Annotated in this window: 13 protein-coding genes; 3 read left to right on the forward strand and 10 right to left on the reverse strand. The window is 54.8% G+C overall.

All coding sequences use genetic code 11. The features are described 5' to 3' along the window. Positions 1 to 25: 25 nt before the first annotated feature. Both pflB and pflA read left to right on the forward strand, forming a co-directional pair. Entirely contained in the window at positions 26 to 2,308 is a 2,283-nt protein-coding gene (gene pflB, locus AC4IBF_RS14465) for a formate C-acetyltransferase (RefSeq protein ID WP_023310992.1), read from the forward strand. 204 nt (positions 2,309 to 2,512) lie between these two features. Further along, positions 2,513 to 3,253, forward strand: coding sequence for a pyruvate formate lyase 1-activating protein (gene pflA / locus AC4IBF_RS14470; protein ID WP_045630022.1), 741 nt, complete (start codon positions 2,513 to 2,515; stop codon positions 3,251 to 3,253). A 36-nt stretch (positions 3,254 to 3,289) separates the two neighbouring features. Here pflA and AC4IBF_RS14475 read toward each other — a convergent pair whose 3' ends face one another. The 10 genes from AC4IBF_RS14475 to lrp all read right to left on the reverse strand — a co-directional run bounded on the left by AC4IBF_RS14475 (position 3,290) and on the right by lrp (position 17,359). Next, positions 3,290 to 3,820, reverse strand: coding sequence for an anti-virulence regulator CigR family protein (locus AC4IBF_RS14475; protein WP_111963925.1), 531 nt, complete (start codon positions 3,818 to 3,820; stop codon positions 3,290 to 3,292). 123 nt (positions 3,821 to 3,943) lie between these two features. Next, positions 3,944 to 5,092, reverse strand: coding sequence for an MFS transporter (locus AC4IBF_RS14480; RefSeq protein WP_111963924.1), 1,149 nt, complete (start codon positions 5,090 to 5,092; stop codon positions 3,944 to 3,946). 276 nt (positions 5,093 to 5,368) lie between these two features. Further along, positions 5,369 to 6,232, reverse strand: coding sequence for a dimethyl sulfoxide reductase anchor subunit family protein (locus tag AC4IBF_RS14485; protein WP_491462928.1), 864 nt, complete (start codon positions 6,230 to 6,232; stop codon positions 5,369 to 5,371). A gap of 1 nt (position 6,233) precedes the next feature. Next, positions 6,234 to 6,851 (reverse strand): DMSO/selenate family reductase complex B subunit, encoded by a 618-nt coding sequence (locus tag AC4IBF_RS14490; protein WP_021240882.1) that lies wholly within the window; start codon positions 6,849 to 6,851, stop codon positions 6,234 to 6,236. 10 nt (positions 6,852 to 6,861) lie between these two features. Then, positions 6,862 to 9,306, reverse strand: coding sequence for a dimethylsulfoxide reductase subunit A (dmsA, locus tag AC4IBF_RS14495; RefSeq protein WP_133294092.1), 2,445 nt, complete (start codon positions 9,304 to 9,306; stop codon positions 6,862 to 6,864). A 210-nt stretch (positions 9,307 to 9,516) separates the two neighbouring features. After that, on the reverse strand, positions 9,517 to 10,809 hold the full coding sequence (gene serS, locus AC4IBF_RS14500; RefSeq protein WP_008499983.1) for a serine--tRNA ligase: 1,293 nt from the start codon (positions 10,807 to 10,809) through the stop codon (positions 9,517 to 9,519). Between the two features lie 92 nt (positions 10,810 to 10,901). Beyond that, a complete protein-coding gene (gene rarA, locus AC4IBF_RS14505) occupies positions 10,902 to 12,245 on the reverse strand; it encodes a replication-associated recombination protein RarA (RefSeq protein WP_252092699.1) in 1,344 nt (447 codons plus the stop codon). Between the two features lie 9 nt (positions 12,246 to 12,254). Beyond that, complete coding sequence (gene lolA / locus AC4IBF_RS14510; protein ID WP_021240884.1) at positions 12,255 to 12,869, reverse strand: outer membrane lipoprotein periplasmic chaperone LolA; 615 nt, start codon at positions 12,867 to 12,869, stop codon at positions 12,255 to 12,257. 128 nt (positions 12,870 to 12,997) lie between these two features. Beyond that, positions 12,998 to 16,729, reverse strand: a complete 3,732-nt coding sequence (gene ftsK / locus AC4IBF_RS14515) for a DNA translocase FtsK (protein ID WP_252092698.1) — start codon at positions 16,727 to 16,729, stop codon at positions 12,998 to 13,000. Between the two features lie 135 nt (positions 16,730 to 16,864). Continuing rightward, complete coding sequence (gene lrp / locus AC4IBF_RS14520) at positions 16,865 to 17,359, reverse strand: leucine-responsive transcriptional regulator Lrp (protein WP_000228469.1); 495 nt, start codon at positions 17,357 to 17,359, stop codon at positions 16,865 to 16,867. Positions 17,360 to 17,903: 544 nt separating this feature from the next. Here lrp and trxB point away from each other — a divergent pair. Further along, complete coding sequence (trxB, locus tag AC4IBF_RS14525) at positions 17,904 to 18,872, forward strand: thioredoxin-disulfide reductase (RefSeq protein ID WP_252092697.1); 969 nt, start codon at positions 17,904 to 17,906, stop codon at positions 18,870 to 18,872. The last annotated feature ends 92 nt before the right edge of the window (positions 18,873 to 18,964 follow it).

Genomic DNA, 18,964 nt, shown 5'->3' on the forward strand with positions numbered 1-18,964 from the left:
ATCCACTTAAGAAGGTAGGTGTTACATGTCCGAGCTTAATGAAAAGTTAGCCACAGCCTGGGAAGGTTTTGCGAAAGGTGACTGGCAGAATGAAGTAAACGTACGTGACTTCATTCAGAAAAACTATACCCCGTATGAAGGTGACGAATCCTTCCTGGCTGGCGCAACTGACGCGACCACCAAGCTGTGGGACAGCGTAATGGAAGGCGTTAAACTGGAAAACCGCACTCACGCGCCAGTTGATTTTGACACCTCCGTTGCTTCCACCATCACTTCTCACGATGCTGGCTACATCAACAAAGCCCTTGAGAAAATCGTTGGTCTGCAGACTGAAGCACCACTGAAACGCGCAATCATCCCGTTTGGTGGTATTAAAATGGTTGAAGGTTCCTGCAAAGCGTATAACCGCGAGCTGGACCCAATGCTGAAAAAAATCTTCACCGAATACCGCAAAACCCACAACCAGGGCGTATTCGATGTTTACACCAAAGACATTCTGAACTGCCGTAAATCTGGCGTTCTGACTGGTCTGCCAGATGCGTATGGCCGTGGCCGTATCATCGGTGACTACCGTCGCGTTGCGCTGTACGGTATCGACTTCCTGATGAAAGACAAGTACGCGCAGTTTGTTTCCCTGCAGTCTGACCTGGAAAATGGCGTAAACCTGGAAGCGACTATCCGTCTGCGTGAAGAAATCGCTGAACAGCACCGCGCGCTGGGTCAGATCAAAGAGATGGCGGCGAAATATGGCTGCGATATCTCTGGTCCTGCTACCAACGCTCAGGAAGCTATCCAGTGGACCTACTTCGGCTACCTGGCCGCAGTTAAGTCTCAGAACGGCGCAGCAATGTCCTTCGGTCGCGTATCCACCTTCCTGGATGCTTACATCGAACGTGACCTGAAAGCAGGCAAAATCACCGAGCAAGACGCTCAGGAAATGATTGACCACCTGGTCATGAAACTGCGTATGGTTCGCTTCCTGCGTACTCCTGAATATGATGAACTGTTCTCTGGTGACCCAATCTGGGCAACAGAATCTATCGGCGGTATGGGCGTTGACGGCCGTACTCTGGTTACCAAAAACAGCTTCCGCTTCCTGAACACCCTGTACACCATGGGTCCTTCTCCGGAGCCGAACATCACCGTTCTGTGGTCTGAAAAACTGCCTCTGAACTTCAAGAAATTCGCCGCTAAAGTGTCCATCGATACCTCTTCTCTGCAGTACGAGAACGATGACCTGATGCGTCCGGACTTCAACAACGACGATTACGCTATCGCTTGCTGCGTAAGCCCAATGGTTGTTGGTAAACAAATGCAGTTCTTCGGTGCGCGTGCAAACCTGGCGAAAACCATGCTGTACGCTATCAACGGCGGCGTTGATGAAAAACTGAAAATGCAGGTTGGTCCTAAATCTGAGCCGATCAAAGGCGACGTTCTGAACTTCGACGAAGTCATGGACCGCATGGATCACTTCATGGACTGGCTGGCTAAGCAGTACGTCACTGCACTGAACGTTATCCACTACATGCACGACAAGTACAGCTACGAAGCCTCTCTGATGGCGCTGCACGACCGTGACGTTATCCGCACCATGGCGTGTGGTATCGCTGGTCTGTCCGTTGCTGCTGACTCCCTGTCTGCAATCAAATATGCGAAAGTTAAACCAATTCGTGACGAAGACGGTCTGGCTATCGACTTCGAAATCGAAGGCGAATATCCTCAGTTTGGTAACAACGACTCTCGCGTTGATGACATGGCGGTTGACCTGGTAGAACGTTTCATGAAGAAAATTCAGAAACTGACTACCTACCGTAACGCTATCCCGACTCAGTCTGTTCTGACCATCACCTCTAACGTTGTGTATGGTAAGAAAACCGGTAACACCCCAGACGGTCGTCGTGCTGGCGCGCCATTCGGCCCAGGTGCTAACCCAATGCACGGTCGTGATCAGAAAGGTGCTGTTGCCTCTCTGACTTCCGTCGCTAAACTGCCGTTTGCTTACGCGAAAGATGGTATCTCTTACACCTTCTCTATCGTGCCAAACGCGCTGGGTAAAGACGACGAAGTGCGTAAAACCAACCTCGCGGGTCTGATGGATGGTTACTTCCACCACGAAGCGTCCATCGAAGGTGGTCAGCACCTGAACGTGAACGTAATGAACCGTGAAATGCTGCTCGACGCGATGGAACACCCTGAGAAATATCCTCAGCTGACCATCCGCGTATCTGGCTACGCAGTACGTTTTAACTCCCTGACTAAAGAACAGCAGCAGGACGTTATCACCCGTACTTTCACTCAGTCCATGTAAGTGGAATTGACTGAAATCACGCGTTAACAACGCGTACAATAAAGGCTCCACGTCAGTGGGGCCTTTTTAGCACCCTCTCCACCTCAGTCTCTTTTGTCCGCTATCTATACTTAATGGATAACAGCCAAAACAGACTTAACACAGCCGGCTTTGAGCTGTGCATACACAGGCCCGGGACGGGCCGATGATGGAGATATCACCGCAATGTCAACTATTGGTCGTATTCACTCCTTTGAATCCTGTGGCACCGTTGATGGCCCGGGCATCCGCTTTATCACCTTTTTCCAGGGCTGCCTGATGCGCTGCCTGTACTGCCATAACCGCGATACCTGGGACACGCACGGCGGCAAAGAAGTGACCGTTGAAGACTTGATGAAAGAGGTGGTGACTTACCGCCACTTTATGAACGCGTCCGGTGGCGGCGTCACCGCATCCGGCGGTGAAGCCATTCTTCAGGCTGAATTTGTCCGTGACTGGTTCCGCGCCTGCCACAAAGAAGGCATACATACCTGCCTGGATACCAATGGCTTTGTACGTCGCTACGATCCGGTGATTGATGAACTGCTTGAAGTGACCGATCTGGTGATGCTCGATCTCAAACAGATGAACGATGAGATCCACCAGAACCTCGTTGGTGTCTCAAACCACCGCACGCTGGAGTTTGCCAAATACATAGCCGACAAAGGCATCAAAACCTGGATCCGCTACGTGGTTGTTCCTGGCTGGTCAGACGACGACGACTCCGCGCACCGCCTGGGGGAATTCACCCGTGACATGGGCAACGTCGAGAAAATCGAGCTTCTGCCCTATCACGAGCTGGGTAAACATAAATGGGTGGCCATGGGCGAAGAGTACAAACTCGATGGCGTGAAGCCGCCGAAAAAAGAGACGATGGAACGCGTGAAAGGTATTCTCGAGCAGTATGGCCACAAGGTCATGTATTAAAGAAAAGGCCCGGTAAAACCGGGCCTTTTTTATATTCTATTTAAATACACCGTTAATAACGGACGTCACAATGGCTGTGCTCAGCGCAATTAAGACCAGGTCGTCCCCGACCACGCGCCATTCATAGCCTGGGTAGGAAGGAAGCTGGTCCAGCATAGAGGCTGGCACGGTTTTCTTCGCAATGCCAGGAGGAAGCGGCTTACCGCGCGCCAGGTTTTTCGCGATGCCCGGAGGCAGAGAGTCATAACCCGTTAAGCCATAATTCAGCGCCAGGTGACGCGCATGATCGAAGCTCACGCGAGCATCAACATCATTACCGACGTCTTTGCTATTTTTGAAGCTCTTATTCGATTTTCCAGGGTTATCCTGTCCGCTATTTTGCTTATTTCCATGGTTGCCGGAGTTACCTGAATTCCCGTTACCATGATTACCGCCATTACCTTGTCCGCCACCGTTTCCGTGACCACCGCCATTCCCGTTTCCAGGATTAGCCATGACCGGAGCCGTTGCAAACGTTAAAGACAACACTACGGCAAGTGCGGTAGTGGAAAAACGACGAATAGACATGATTGCTGCCTTATAGTGGTAGGACTCACATGAATTATCGCCTGGCGCAATAAACAAACAATAAGTAAAACTCTTAGTTGTGACAGGGACAAAAAAGCCTGTCATCGACAGGCTTTAATTTAATCAGGCATGTGCCACAGGCGTTGGATGCTCACCTGCTTTACGCAGCAGCATTAAGAGATATATAAACGACACGCTGGCAATCATGATAAACAGTAAATTGTCGGAGTAATTCTGCATCAGCATCGCGGTAAACGTCGGCCCTAATAAGCTGCCGATGGTATAGCTCAGTAACAGCGCCTGGTTCATTGCCACCAGCTGGTGGTGCTCAACTTTCTCACAGGCCCAGGCCATTGCCACCGGATAGAGCGTAAAGCCGGCGGCCCCGAGAATAAACAGCGCAGGCGCCATTGCGGCGTTGCTGAGCATGGCAAGACATCCCATGATGACCACGAAAACCTGAACGCGCAGCACCAGCAGACGACCGAAGCGGTCCGCCAGTCGGCCAATCGGCCACTGCCCGACGATCCCGGCACTCACCATCACCGCCATCCAGAAGCCAATTCCGGAATCGCTGACGCCCTGATGATTCAGATAGAGCGGCATCAGACCATAGAGCGAGCCCAGTACAATCCCCGATATAATGCAGCCGTTAACGCCCAGACGCGCATGACGCAGTCTGAGCATTGGCCAGACGTGGGTTGCTTCCTGGTGTTCGCTGTTCTGGTTCACGATGCGCGTGAAGAGCAAAGGCAAGATCGCGGCCAGCACCATACCCGTTACCCACGGCAGAACGCTCATGAGGTCGGTTGGCAGCTTGCTGACCATCAGTTGCCCCAGCACGGTGCCGACGTAATAAACCATCATATAGGCTGCCAGCAGGCGTCCACGATTACGGGAGGTGCCGCTGCACATCAGCGCACTTTCAACGACTACCCAAATCATCGCGCAGCCTACACCGGCGATAAAGCGCCATGCCATCCAGCTCCAAAAGCCGACCATCAGGCCCAGCCCCGCACACCCGGCAGCGAAAATCAGCGAAGCCAGATAATAGCTGCGGTTAAAGCCAAAGCGCTTAATCAGGCTCCCGGTCACCAGGGTTCCAAGAAGGTTGCCGGTAAAAAAGGACGAGCTGACCATACCCACCTGCCAGGTCGGTAAGTTTTCATGGGCAAGCCACAGCGGGACGAGCGTATTTAACACTGCGATCGCCAGGGTCAACAGAAGCAAGCCACAGAGCAACAGCAGCACTGGCCGGGTATAGGTGGTCATGGATTAAAAAGCCGTGAGGAAGTTCAGATTTCGTGCGCATCATGCCACTGGCAAAAACAAAGTCAATCCACTGATTTAGCCGCCTCGCACAATATGTTCCCTGTCGATTTAAAAAACTTATCCTGCTAATGCCACGCCTGCTATAGATATTAATTATGTCTCTGTTTTCATTTATTAATGGGCAAAATTAAAACAAAACGACAGTCGAAAAATTTCATGACCGAAAAAAGAAAAAGCCGGGCACTCAGGCCCGGCTTGATATAACCAAATACAACGTTAACTGGCGATAGCCATACCTACAGTCATATGCAACCCGTAGAACACGCCGCGACCAATCAGTTCACCCGCCAGTACCAGCACAAAGGCCAGTGACAGCAGCGGCAGCGCGGGCTGATAACCTTTGAGCTGAGGAGCAATCCAGAATACCAACGCGGCGACCAGCAGAACGATGCGCCAGGCCATCAGAGCACCGTAGTCCGGTACCAGGGCAGAAGCCTGCTGGATAGAACTGTGAATGGTTGCCAGTTCTGCTCCCTGCATCAGGGCGACCATCACACTCACCACCAGCGCCAGCAGCGAAACAGCGGGCAACAAACGCATTGCCCACCCGTCTACGCCCGCCACGCGCAGCAGCAGGTAGCCCAGCAGCGGTCCGCCGATAAACATCGTCAGGAAGAAGCTCATTGGCGTCCAGACGCTGTACCAGGTTGGAACGGTATCGATGGTGTTATAGACGCGCACCATCATCCACACAAACACTACGCCCAACACCATGGTCACGATTAGCCACAGGCTGCGCAGACCCGCAGGCAATTTTTTCATGGCGGCCAGCAGCCAGCCCAGCCCACCGACGGCAAAGAAAATTGCTCCGCTGGCAATCTCGTTACTGAGGGATGAGGCCCCCACGCGGTTCAGGGAGTTAAACGCGCGCATAGGCGAACCCAGATGAAGCGTAGAGGCGATAAACCCAATCCCCATCAGCACCCACAGGCCAAACATGCTCAACACTAAACGCTGCTGCTGTTCAGCATTAAGGCGACCTTTCAACAGCGCCAGCGCGAGCACAATGAAACCACCCGCCACGCACTGACCAAAGACCGTGAAGATCATCAGCGGCCATTCATGCCATCCACTTCCCATCTCACACCTCCTTCGGATTTGCCAGGTAGCCGGTGGTGTCCCCTGTAGGACGGCTGTTGGCGTTAGGTTTAATTACAATGCTCGGCTTCGTGAAGTGCGCAGACGGCAGCGGCGCCACGGCAGCGAGCTGACCGTGTTTTTGACGCAGCTCTTCAATCGGACCGAAGTCCAGCGCGCGCAGCGGGCAGGACTCGACGCAAATCGGCTTTTTGCCGTCCGCTACGCGGGTGTGGCAACCGTCGCATTTGGTCATATGACCTTTGGCGGCATTGTACTGCGGCGCGCCGTACGGGCACGCCATATGGCAGTACCGACAGCCGATGCAGACATCTTCGTCCACCACAACAAAACCGTCTTCACGCTTGTGCATCGCCCCGCTCGGGCAGACCTTGGTACAGGCCGGATCTTCACAGTGGTTACAGGCAATTGACAGGTAATAGGCAAAAACGTTCTGATGCCAGACGCCGTTATCTTCCTGCCAGTCCCCCCCGGCGTATTCATAAATACGGCGGAAGCTGACGTCAGGGGTCAGGTCTTTGTAATCTTTACAGGCCAGCTCGCAGGTTTTGCACCCGGTGCAACGGCTGGAATCAATAAAAAATCCATACTGAGTTGTCATCGGTTACTCCTTAAACCTTTTCAACCTGGACAAGGTTTGTGTGGGATGGGTTGCCTTTCGCCAGCGGCGACGGACGCTGCGTGGTCAGTACGTTAATACTGCCAGCCTGGTCGATGCGGTTTGCATCAGGGCTATACCAGGCACCTTCACCCAGCGCCACTACGCCTGGCATCATGCGCGGCGTCACTTTGGCTTCAATGTGAACCTCGCCGCGACCGTTGAAGATCCGCACGCGATCCCCATTGCTGATACCTCGCGCTTTGGCATCCATCGGGTTGATCCACATCTCCTGTCGGCAGGCGGCTTTCAGCACGTCGACGTTACCGTAGGTAGAGTGAACACGCGCTTTGTAGTGGAAGCCAGTCAGCTGCAGCGGGAATTTCGCCGTCAGCGGATCGTTGTAGTTTTCAAAGCCCGGCGTGTAGATCGGCAGTGGATCGATAACGTCCCCTTCCGGCAGTTCCCAGGTTGACGCAATTTTTGCCAACTCTTCGGAATAGATTTCGATTTTGCCCGACGCCGTGGTCAGCGGGTTCGCCTGCGGATCTTCACGGAACGCTTTGTACGCCACGTGGTGCCCTTCCGGATCGCGCTGTTTGTACATCCCCTGCTTGCGGAAGGTGTCAAAGTCCGGCAGGTCAGGAATGGCCTTACGGGAGAGTTCATGCAGATGGCGCATCCACCCTTCCTGAGTCCGCCCCTCGGTAAACTGCTGCTCAACGCCAAGACGTTTCGCCAGCTCGGAGGTCATCTCATAAATGGTTTTGCACTCAAAGCGCGGTTTAATCGCCTGGTCGGTAAAAATCACGTAGGACATGTTGCCGCAGGATGCATCCAGCGCGAAATCCATCTGCTCAGAGGCGGTGCAGTCCGGCAGCAGGATATCGGCATATTTCGCCGAAGAGGTCATGTGGCAGTCGATCACCACAATCATCTCGCACTTCTTGTCATCCTGCAGGATTTCATGGGTACGGTTGATTTCTGAATGCTGGTTGATGAGGCAGTTACCGGCATAGTTCCAGATCATCTTGATCGGCACGTCCAGCTTGTCCTTGCCGCGCACGCCGTCGCGCAGGGCGGTCATTTCCGGGCCGCGTTCAATCGCATCGGTCCACATAAACATGGAGATGCTGGTCTGAACCGGGTTATCCAGCGTCGGCATACGTTCGAACGGCACTTCATATGAACCTTCACGCGCGCCGGTGTTACCGCCGTGAATGCCGACGTTGCCGGTCAGAATGGAGAGCATGGAGATGGCACGGGTCGCGATTTCGCCGTTCGCATGACGCTGCGGACCCCAGCCCTGGCTGATATAGGCCGGTTTGGCTGAACCAATTTCACGCGCCAGCTGAACGATACGCTCAGCCGGGATGCCGGTGATGGTGGACGCCCACTCCGGCGTTTTCGCCACGCCGTCGCTGCCCTGTCCGAGAATATACGCCTTGTAGTGACCGTTTGCCGGCGCGCTGGCTGGCAGAGTTTTCTCGTCATAGCCGACGCAGTATTTATCCAGGAAAGGCTGATCGACAAGATTCTCTGTGATCATCACCCACGCCAGGGCGGAGACCAGCGCCGCGTCGGTCCCCGGACGAATGGGAATCCACTCGTCTTCACGTCCGGCGCCGGTGTCGGTGTAGCGTGGGTCGATGATGATCATGCGGGCATTGGATTTGGCGCGGGCCTGTTCGAGGTAGTAGGTTACCCCACCGCCGCTCATGCGGGTTTCACCCGGGTTATTGCCGAACAGCACCACCAGCTTACTATTTTCGATATCAGACGGGCTGTTTCCGTCCGCCCAGCCGCCATAGGTGTAGTTCAGGCCAGCAGCAATCTGCGCCGATGAGTAGTCACCATAGTGATTGAGATAACCGCCGCAGCAGTTCATCAGGCGCGCCACCAGCGTTTTACCCGGTGGCCAGGAACGGGTCAGCGTGCCGCCAAGCGTCCCGGTACCGTAGTTCAGGTAGATGGATTCGTTGCCGTACTCTTTAATCAAACGCTGCATGTTAGTGGCAATGATATCGTAGGCTTCATCCCAGCTAATCCGCTCGAACTTCCCTTCCCCACGCTTACCGACGCGCTTCATCGGGTATTTCAGGCGGTCAGGATTATAGACGCGACGACGCATGGAGCGACCGCGCAGGCAGGCACGGACCTGATGTAACCCTTCGTAGTTATCGTCCCCGGTATTGTCGGTTTCGACATATTTAATTTCACCATCCACCACATGCATACGCAGCGGACAACGGCTACCGCAGTTGACGGTACAGGCACTCCACACCACTTTTTCCGGGGAAGTGGCCGGAGACAGAGCATCAGCCGCCGACGCCAGTCGGGTAAAGGGGAGCGTGAAGGCACTGCTGGCTACGGCCAGGCCGCCTATGGCCGTGGTTTTCATCAAACCACGGCGAGTGACCTCGGCAGCCATTAATGCTTCAGGCGCGTTGATTTTCATAGAGACTCACTTTGGTTGCTCACAAAGAAAAGAGAGGCGGCGCAAACCGCTATGTAGTTTTATATATAACGAATATTTTCGTTATCAGCGTTTTATGCTGACTTTCATTCGGAGGAGTATTACTACTTTAGAGGGAGGGGGTATTGCGTCGTATCAATTCATAAGCATAAAAAAAGCGCCCTGAGGCGCTTTTTTGTTTTGAGACAAATATTAACCGATGTACTGCTGGCCTTTCATGTATGGACGCAGCACTTCAGGGATCTCGATACGACCGTCTGCCTGCTGATAGTTTTCCAGCACGGCAACCAGGGTACGACCCACAGCCAGACCAGAACCGTTCAGGGTATGTACCAGACGGGTTTTCTTGTCAGATTTGCTGCGGCAGCGTGCCTGCATGCGGCGCGCCTGGAAATCCCAGACGTTAGAGCAGGAGGAGATTTCACGGTAGGTGTTCTGCGCAGGCACCCACACTTCCAGATCGAAGGTTTTGCAGGCGCCAAAGCCCATATCACCGGTACACAGAGCCATACGACGGTACGGCAGACCCAGCAGCTCCAGCACCTTCTCCGCGTGGCCGGTCATCTCTTCCAGCGCGTCCATGGATTCTTCTGGACGAACGATCTGCACCATCTCAACTTTGTCGAACTGGTGCATACGGATCAGACCGCGCGTGTCGCGACCGTAAGAACCGGCTTCAGAACGGAAGCACGGTGAATGTGCCGTCAGTTTGATCGGCAGATCGTCTTCGTCGATGATCTCATCACGCACGAGGTTAGTCAGCGGCACTTCCGCGGTTGGGATCAGCGCGTAGTTGCTGCTGTCTGCTTCTTCGTCCAGCGGGCGGGTATGGAACAGGTCGCCGGCAAATTTCGGCAGCTGGCCCGTACCGTACAGCGTATCGTGGTTGACCAGATACGGCACGTAGGTTTCGCTGTAGCCATGCTGCTCTGTGTGCAGATCCAGCATGAACTGCGCCAGCGCGCGGTGCAGATGGGCAATCTGGCCTTTCATCACCACGAAGCGAGAACCTGTCAGCTTAACCGCTGCCGCAAAGTCCAGGCCCGCGTGCATTTCGCCCAGCGTCACGTGATCGCGTACTTCGAAGTCAAACTCACGAGGCGTACCCCAGCGCTTCACTTCAACGTTGTCGTTTTCATCTTTGCCGACAGGCACGCTGTCGTCAGGAATATTCGGGATAGCCAGGGCAATATCACGAATCTCGGCCTGAAGAACGTCCAGCTCAGCTTTCGCCTGATCCAGTTCTTCGCCCAGTTTGTTCACTTCCAGGCGTAATGGCTCAATATCTTCCCCGCGCGCTTTCGCCTGGCCGATGGATTTCGATCGAGAGTTACGCTCTGCCTGCAGATTTTCAGTTTGTACCTGCAGTACTTTACGACGCTCTTCAAGAGCGCGTAGCTTATCTACATCCAGCTTAAAGCCCCGGCGTGCCAGTTTTTCAGCGACTGCGTCTGGCTCATTACGCAGCAGATTGGGATCGAGCATGCTTATCCTGTGCTTATCGAATTAAAATAGGAAAATGTGACCACAGCCTGCGGCCACAAGGATACTACGCCAACATTACCGCAACGATTGAACTAACGGTAGCGTTTTATAGGGCTATTTTGATCCTGTCCGGCGAGCCAGGTGAGCTTTTCACCAATCTTGCCTTCAAGACCTCTGTTTGTGGGGCGATAATAGCGCGTTTGTGCCATCTCCTGCGGGAAATATTCCTCCCCTGCGGCGTAGGCATTGGGTTCATCATGAGCGTAGCGGTACTCCTGCCCATACCCCATCTCTTTCATCAGTTTGGTCGGTGCATTACGCAAATGAACCGGAACATCGTAGTCCGGACGTTCACGCGCATCCGACATCGCCGCTTTAAACGCGGTATAAACCGCATTGCTTTTCGGCGCGCAGGCCAGATAAACAATCGCCTGCGCAATGGCACGTTCGCCCTCCGCAGGTCCAACGCGGGTGAAGCAGTCCCAGGCCGACAGCGCGACCTGCATAGCGCGTGGATCGGCATTGCCAACATCTTCAGACGCAATCGCCAGACAGCGGCGCGCGACATATAACGGATCGCCGCCCGCGGTGATAATGCGCGCGTACCAGTAAAGCGCCGCATCCGGTGCGCTGCCGCGTACCGACTTATGCAGCGCCGAGATCAGGTCGTAAAAACGGTCGCCTTTATTGTCGAAACGGGCGCTGCGTTCACCAGCAATTTCGGTGAGCAGTTCCGGTTTAAGCACCCGCTTCCCGGCATCGTCGACTTCGGCCATATCGGCCATCATTTCCAGCGTATTCAGCGCCCGACGCGCATCGCCGTTGACCAGCTCGGCAATCGCACGACGCGTGTCGTCGGGCAGAACGATATCCTGCCCGCCGTAGCCGCGCGTTTTGTCGTCCATCGCCTGGGTGAGAACCTTTTCAATATCCTCGGTGGTCAGCGATTTGAGCAGATAAACGCGCGCGCGGGAGAGTAGCGCCGAGTTCAATTCAAACGACGGATTCTCGGTGGTCGCACCGATGAAGAAGATCGTGCCATCTTCAATATGCGGCAGGAAGGCATCCTGCTGGCTCTTGTTGAAGCGGTGGACTTCGTCCACGAAGAGGATGGTGCGCCGCCCGGCATTGCGGTTCTGCCGCGCACGCTCGATCGCCTCACGGATCTCCTTCACGCCGGAGGTCACCGCCGAGATGCGTTCAACGTCCGCGTTGGCATAGCGGGCGATCACTTCTGCAAGCGTGGTCTTGCCGGTGCCAGGGGGCCCCCAGAGGATCATGGAGTGAAGATGCCCCGCCTCAATGGCGCGTGGCAATGGCTTACCGGCAGCCAGCAGGTGCTGCTGGCCGATGTACTGCGCTAAATTTTCTGGCCGCATACGGGCGGCCAGAGGTTGAAACGCGTTATCTGAAAAATCGAGCGACAGATTGCCCACTCACGCCTCTTACTTATTGCGTTGGTCGTCCACCGTCACGCCCTTCGGCGGGGTAAAGGTGAATTTCGATGCATCAACGGCGCCGTTCTGCTGAGATTTTAGCTGGTAGCTGCTGCGCTGATCGTCCTGCTCAACCGCGCCGAACTGATTAATGGTACCGTTGGTGCTCACGTTAATGGTGAACTGCTTCAGGTTGCCGTTGCTGCCTTTCGGCGTCAGGACAAACTCGTCACCCGTCTGTTTAATATTGTACTGCTGCCAGTCGCTGGCCTGGTTACGGGCAATCAGCATAAACGGCGTATTGCTGGTGGCATCTTTCAGCCAGGTCGCAGTAGCCTGCTCAACGAACGGGTTGTAGAACCATAAGGTTTTACCGTCAGACACCAGAATGCTCTCATCCGGCTGGGTCATGTGCCAGTTGAACAGATTTGGGCGTTTTACCCACAAATCTCCCTGGCCTTCCTGCACCGCGTTGCCGCTGCCGTCCGTCACTTTTTGCGTGAAGCTGGCGTGGAAGCTGCTTACTTTATCCAGTCGGCTTTTAAGGTCGCTGGCTGCATCAGCCCAGACGCTGCTGGCAACAAAACTGGTGAGTAATGCACAGGCGATGGCGATTTTTTTCATTGTTATTCCTTAAAATACGTCTTCCCGATATGGGATTTCCGTCTTCTATTCTGGACCTGCCCGAAGGCAGGCGACAGAAGAAAATGCTTAAATTTGGCTGATTTACCCTTCTTTGCAAACGCTGAAGGTTAATCAAACGGCGGCGGCGCCAGCACCTCGCGGTTACCGTTATGCCCCTGCTCGCTCACAATGCCCTGCGCTTCCATCTGCTCGATGATACGCGCTGCGCGGTTATACCCGATGCGGAATTGACGCTGCACGCCTGAGATGGACGCTTTACGTTTTTCGGTAACGAAGTTAACCGCCTGATCGAATAACGGATCCAGCTCTTCACCACCGTCGAAGCCACCGCCGCCGCCTTCGCTTTCCGTATCGCTGGTAATGCCGTCAATATATTGTGGACGACCGCGCGCTTTCCAGTCCTGCACAACGGCGTGAACTTCCTCGTCGCGGACAAACGCACCGTGAACACGCACCGGAGAAGTGGAGTTCGGGCCGGAATAGAGCATGTCCCCCATTCCCAGCAGCGACTCTGCGCCACCCTGATCAAGAATGGTACGGGAGTCAATTTTGCTTGATACGGTAAAGGCGATACGCGTCGGAATGTTCGCTTTGATAAGACCAGTGATAACGTCCACGGAAGGACGCTGGGTCGCCAGCACAAGGTGAATACCAGCCGCACGCGCTTTCTGCGCCAGACGGGCAATCAACTCTTCCACTTTCTTACCAACGGTCATCATCAGGTCAGCGAATTCATCGACCAGCACGACGATATAAGGCAGTTTTTCCAGCACCGGATGCTGGGCATCCATGCTGTCACCTGGCTTCCAGTAAGGATCCGGGATCGGACGTCCCATACGCATAGCCTGGGCGATTTTCTCGTTATAACCGGCCAGATTACGTACGCCCAACGCAGACATCAGCTTGTAGCGGCGTTCCATCTCATTGACGCTCCAGCGCAGGGCGTTGGCGGCGTCTTTCATGTCGGTGACCACTTCGGTCAGCAGATGAGGAATACCTTCATAGACCGACAGTTCGAGCATTTTCGGGTCGATCATGATGAAACGCACATCTTCCGGCTGCGCTTTATAGAGCATGCTGAGGATCATGGCGTTCACACCGACAGACTTACCGGAACCGGTAGTACCCGCGACCAGCAGGTGAGGCATTTTTGCGAGGTCTGCCACCACCGGATCGCCAGCGATATCTTTACCCAGCACCACTGTCAGCGGGGATGGGTTATCGCGGAATTTGGTGTTATCCAGCACTTCACGTAGGTAGACGGTCTGACGTTTCTTGTTCGGCAGCTCAAGACCAACGTAAGGTTTGCCCGGTATCACTTCCACCACACGTACCGCAACGGTCGACAAGGAACGCGCCAGGTCGCGGGACAGGTTAGAAATACGCGCGGCTTTAACGCCTGGCGCCAGGTTCAGTTCAAAACGGGTGATAACAGGGCCCGGCGAGTAGTTCACCACGTCAGCCTTGATACGGAAGTCGGCCAGACGGGCTTCCACCAGACGCGCCATCTGCTCCAGCGCGAAGGTATCGACGGGTTCCACTTCCGACGGCGGCGGCGTTAACAGATCCAGAGAAGGCAGCGGCGTGCTTGGACGCTGCAGCGGACGGCTGTCACCGTTACGCATCAGCAGCGGGTGAATCAGGCTCTCTTGCTGCTGAGGCGCAGGCTGCTGGAACTGCGGCGGCTGCGGTTGCTGAACTGGTTGTTGCGGTTGCGCATATGGCTGCTGAACGGGCTGCTGCGGCTGCGCATACGGCTGATGAACAGGTTGTTGCGGCTGTGCATAGGCCTGTGGTGCTGGCTGCTGGCGCACAGGCTCAACTTCCGGCATCACGCTCGGGGTAAATAAAGGCTCGCTCGGGCCATCATCCACCAGATCCTTCATCGGCGAGAATTCAAAATCAGACAGTGAGAACGGATTTGCACCAGCCGGTTGTTCACCGGAATAACGCTGCTGCTGGGTGGCGGCGAACTGGCGCGCTAATTCCGCTTCTGCAGCGTCATCTTCGTCTTCAGGCACAGGTTCATCGTGCTGATATTCTTCACCGTAGCGTTGATTCTGCTGCGCGGCGAACTGGCGGGCCAGCTCGTCCTGCTGCATCTCATCGGCGTCATCCTCGTACTCAGGCTCGCGCGCTTTCTCTTCCGCCATGCGCTGGGAAGGCAGCTTGATACCATAAGAGGCAAGTTCACGACGGGTTGGTACGCGAACGCGGTTAGGACGAGGCAGTTGCGGACCAATCCCCTCCTTCACCTGAGGACGTGGCGCGCCCCCTGTTGCCAGGCTAAAGACAGGTGCAGCCACGGCAGCGGCCTCGGTAGCCTGCTTCACGCTTTCCGCTACGGGTGCAACTACAGGTGTCGAGTCGACCGGTGGAACTGGGACAGAAGGCGCTTTCGTCACCGGCTCCTGCACCGGTTCAGGCACAGGCTGATACCAGGCGGCCAGCTGTTCGCGTTCACGCGCGCGGCGCTCTTCGACTTCTTCAAAATAGTACAGCGGTGGACGGGCTGGCTTCACCTCTTCCACGATTTCAGGTTCAGGCTGCGGCGCTACATGAGGCTGCACAGGTTCAACCGGTTCAGGCACATACTCCTGATACGGTTGGGCCACAGGCTGTTCAAAGTGAGGGTAATCTTGCGGTTCATACGCAGGCTGCGGCGGCTGATATGGCTGCTGCCACTGCTCCTGCTGCACAGGGACATAGCTCTCTGGTTCAGGCGCGATAACGGGCTCCGGCGTGTGAACACCGGGAGCAGTCTGCCAGTCAACCTGAGGTTGCTGAATAACGGATTCCGGCGGCGAAACCGGCGCGGATGGCATCACGGCGTCGACAGGCGCGGCATACGCCTGCGCTGCGGTTGTCGCGGCTGCGGCTGCCGCAACCGGTTCAGTGACCGAATGACCGTTTAACAGCGGGTCGTATTCGTCAAAGTCCCCGGGTGTGGCCCGGCTGCCAGAGAAGAGCACATCGTCAGGATCGACTGCGACACCCGCAGCGCGATACGCCACCTGCTCGTCTTCATCCATGCGTTTACCGGAGAAGAGCGCCGCATCGGTTTTACGACCTAGCGGGTTGGCAAATTTCTCAGCAACACGCTGACGACGCGCCAGCGCGCCGCGCAGAATACGCGCACGACGAGATTCGCGACGCTGCACAGGCGCGTCATCTTCCTCTTCATCTTCGTACTCGTCTTCATCAACCCACGTATCGTCACGGCGGGTACGGTTGCTGGCGAAGGTCAGAATGGTGAGGATAAAACTACCAATTTTCTCGGCAATGCTCACCCAAGACCAGCCGGTAAACAGCGTTAGCCCGGCCGCCCAAATGCACAGCAGCGCCAGCGTGCCGCCGCTGCTGTGCAGCATCGGCTGTAGCGCAGAACTGAGTAAGCTGCCGATTACACCGCCAGAGGCGAAGTACCAGATATCATCCGCATTGATTGCCGCTAGCCCGCACGAAGTAAGGATCAGCGCCAGCGCGCCAATCAGGCGCAGCGACACGGCGAAATAGTCGATGTAATCATCGTTCTGACGATGACGCCACGCAAACCAGCAGCCGCCAATGATAATAACGGGGAGGGTGTAGGCCATCACACCGAAAATGAAAAACAGCGTATCCGCCAGCCAGGCACCAGGGACACCGCCTAAATTATGGATAGGCTCATGCCATGCAGTTTGTGACCAGCTGGGATCTGAAGGATTGAAACTGAATAAGGCTGCCATCAGCCAGACGGCAAAAAGGGCAATAACAATCAGCAAAGCCTCGAGGAGACGACGTCCGCTGCTTAGCTTCGATAGTGTGACTTCTTTGTCTTCAGTGTATTCCTGGCTCAAAAAAGGCTCTCCAGGTATCAGGCATATCCTGCCTTTTTGCTAAAACGGACAACAGCGCCGGGACTCCCCGGCACTGTTGCTGTATGGATTAACAGGAGTGTAATCAAACTAAGCTGATTTTGCACCTGTTCCGTGTTAGCGCGTCTTAATAACCAGACGATTGCTCTGTTTGACCTCTTCCATCACCACATATGTACGGGTGTCGTTCACGCCTGGCAGACGCAGCAGGGTTTCCCCCAGCAGCTTACGGTAGGCGGACATATCAGGCACTCGGGTTTTCAACAGGTAGTCGAAATCACCGGACACCAGATGACACTCTTGAATTTCTTCAAGTTTTTGTACAGCGGCGTTGAATTGTTCAAACACATCCGGCGCACCACGATTCAGAGTAATCTCAACAAATACCAGAAGTGAGGCATCCAGATAATGCGGGTTCAACAGAGCAGTGTAGCCCTGAATGAAACCCTGTCTTTCCAGTCGGCGCACACGCTCAAGGCACGGCGTCGGGGAAAGTCCCACACGTTTTGAAAGCTCGACGTTGGAAATACGCCCATCCTTTTGCAATTCATTAAGAATGTTACGATCGATACGGTCGAGATCTTTGCCAGGGCGCTTCTTGCTATCTACCATTATTATTGTCTCTCTGTATTCCTTCCCTACTCCTGCCTGGACCCTGTGCACATCACTGTTCAGAGCCTGTACCCGTTAGTCATCACATCGCCTGATTATGTAATAGACGCGATGCGGATTCGGGTTCTGTTGGTAAGAAGACCGTTGCCCGAAGGCTGTCACCGACATCACGTATGGCGTCTGTCCACGCCATGCGTAGATTTCACTGACCCGGTAAAAATGGCATTTACGTGCATGCCTATGCGGCATACGGTTAACGCGGTTTTTTTTCTTCCTTGAATGTTTTCGCAAAAGCGCAGGGGATTGTCAAAGCAAAACATCGTTTTTTAGTACAACATGCCGGATATTCATTACGGCAGGGTATTAATCCTCATTTTATTGCCTTAGAAACGACCGCTTTTATCGAGAAAGCGTGAGGTTATCGCGCGCTATTCATCGTCCATGGCTATTACACAGATTGATATCAAAATTGCTGCGCTCTTTTTTTACGGCAACAAATTCCCTACAATCCAGCCAAATGTCTGCCAACAACAATGGGGATCTCATGGGCACGGCCAAACACAGTAAGCTGCTAATCCTTGGTTCTGGACCTGCGGGATATACCGCAGCGGTCTATGCTGCACGCGCTAACCTGCACCCGGTACTCATCACCGGTATGGAAAAAGGCGGTCAGCTGACCACCACCACCGAAGTGGAAAACTGGCCAGGGGACCCGAACGACCTGACCGGGCCGCTGTTGATGGAACGTATGCACGAGCATGCCGCTAAATTCGAAACCGAAATTCTGTTCGACCACATCAATAAGGTCGATCTTCAGAACCGTCCGTTCCGCCTGACGGGCGACAGCGGCGAATACACCTGCGACGCGCTGATCATCGCCACGGGTGCTTCTGCCCGTTACCTCGGTCTGCCATCCGAAGAAGCGTTCAAGGGCCGCGGCGTCTCTGCCTGCGCAACCTGCGACGGTTTCTTCTACCGTAATCATAAAGTCGCGGTCATCGGCGGCGGCAACACCGCAGTGGAAGAAGCACTCTATCTGGCAAACATTGCCTCTGAGGTGCACCTGATCCACCGTCGCGAAACCTTCCGCGCGGAGAAGATCCTGATCAAACGTCTGATGGATAAAGTAGCAAGCGGCAACATCGTGCTGCATACCAACCGTACCCTGGAAGAGGTGACGGGAGACCAGATGGGCGTTGCCGGTCTGCGTATCCGTGATACCCAGAACACTGATAACGTTGAAACGCTGGAAGTGGCGGGCCTGTTTGTGGCGATCGGTCACAGTCCGAACACCGCGATCTTCGACGGTCAGCTGGAGCTGGAAAACGGCTACATCAAAGTGCAGTCCGGCATTCACGGTAATGCGACCCAGACCAGCATCCCGGGTGTGTTCGCGGCCGGCGACGTGATGGACCATATTTATCGTCAGGCGATTACTTCTGCGGGCACCGGCTGTATGGCCGCGCTGGACGCTGAACGCTACCTCGATGGACTGGCTGAACAAGGTAAATAATCTTTACAAGTCAGTAACAAACGTAAATAAAGGCGGCGATAAGTCGCCTTTATTGTCTCCCCGTTGTAACATTGCGCTGCCCAACTTCTAAT

This window comes from Enterobacter sp. Taxon_8 (genome assembly GCF_058354585.1).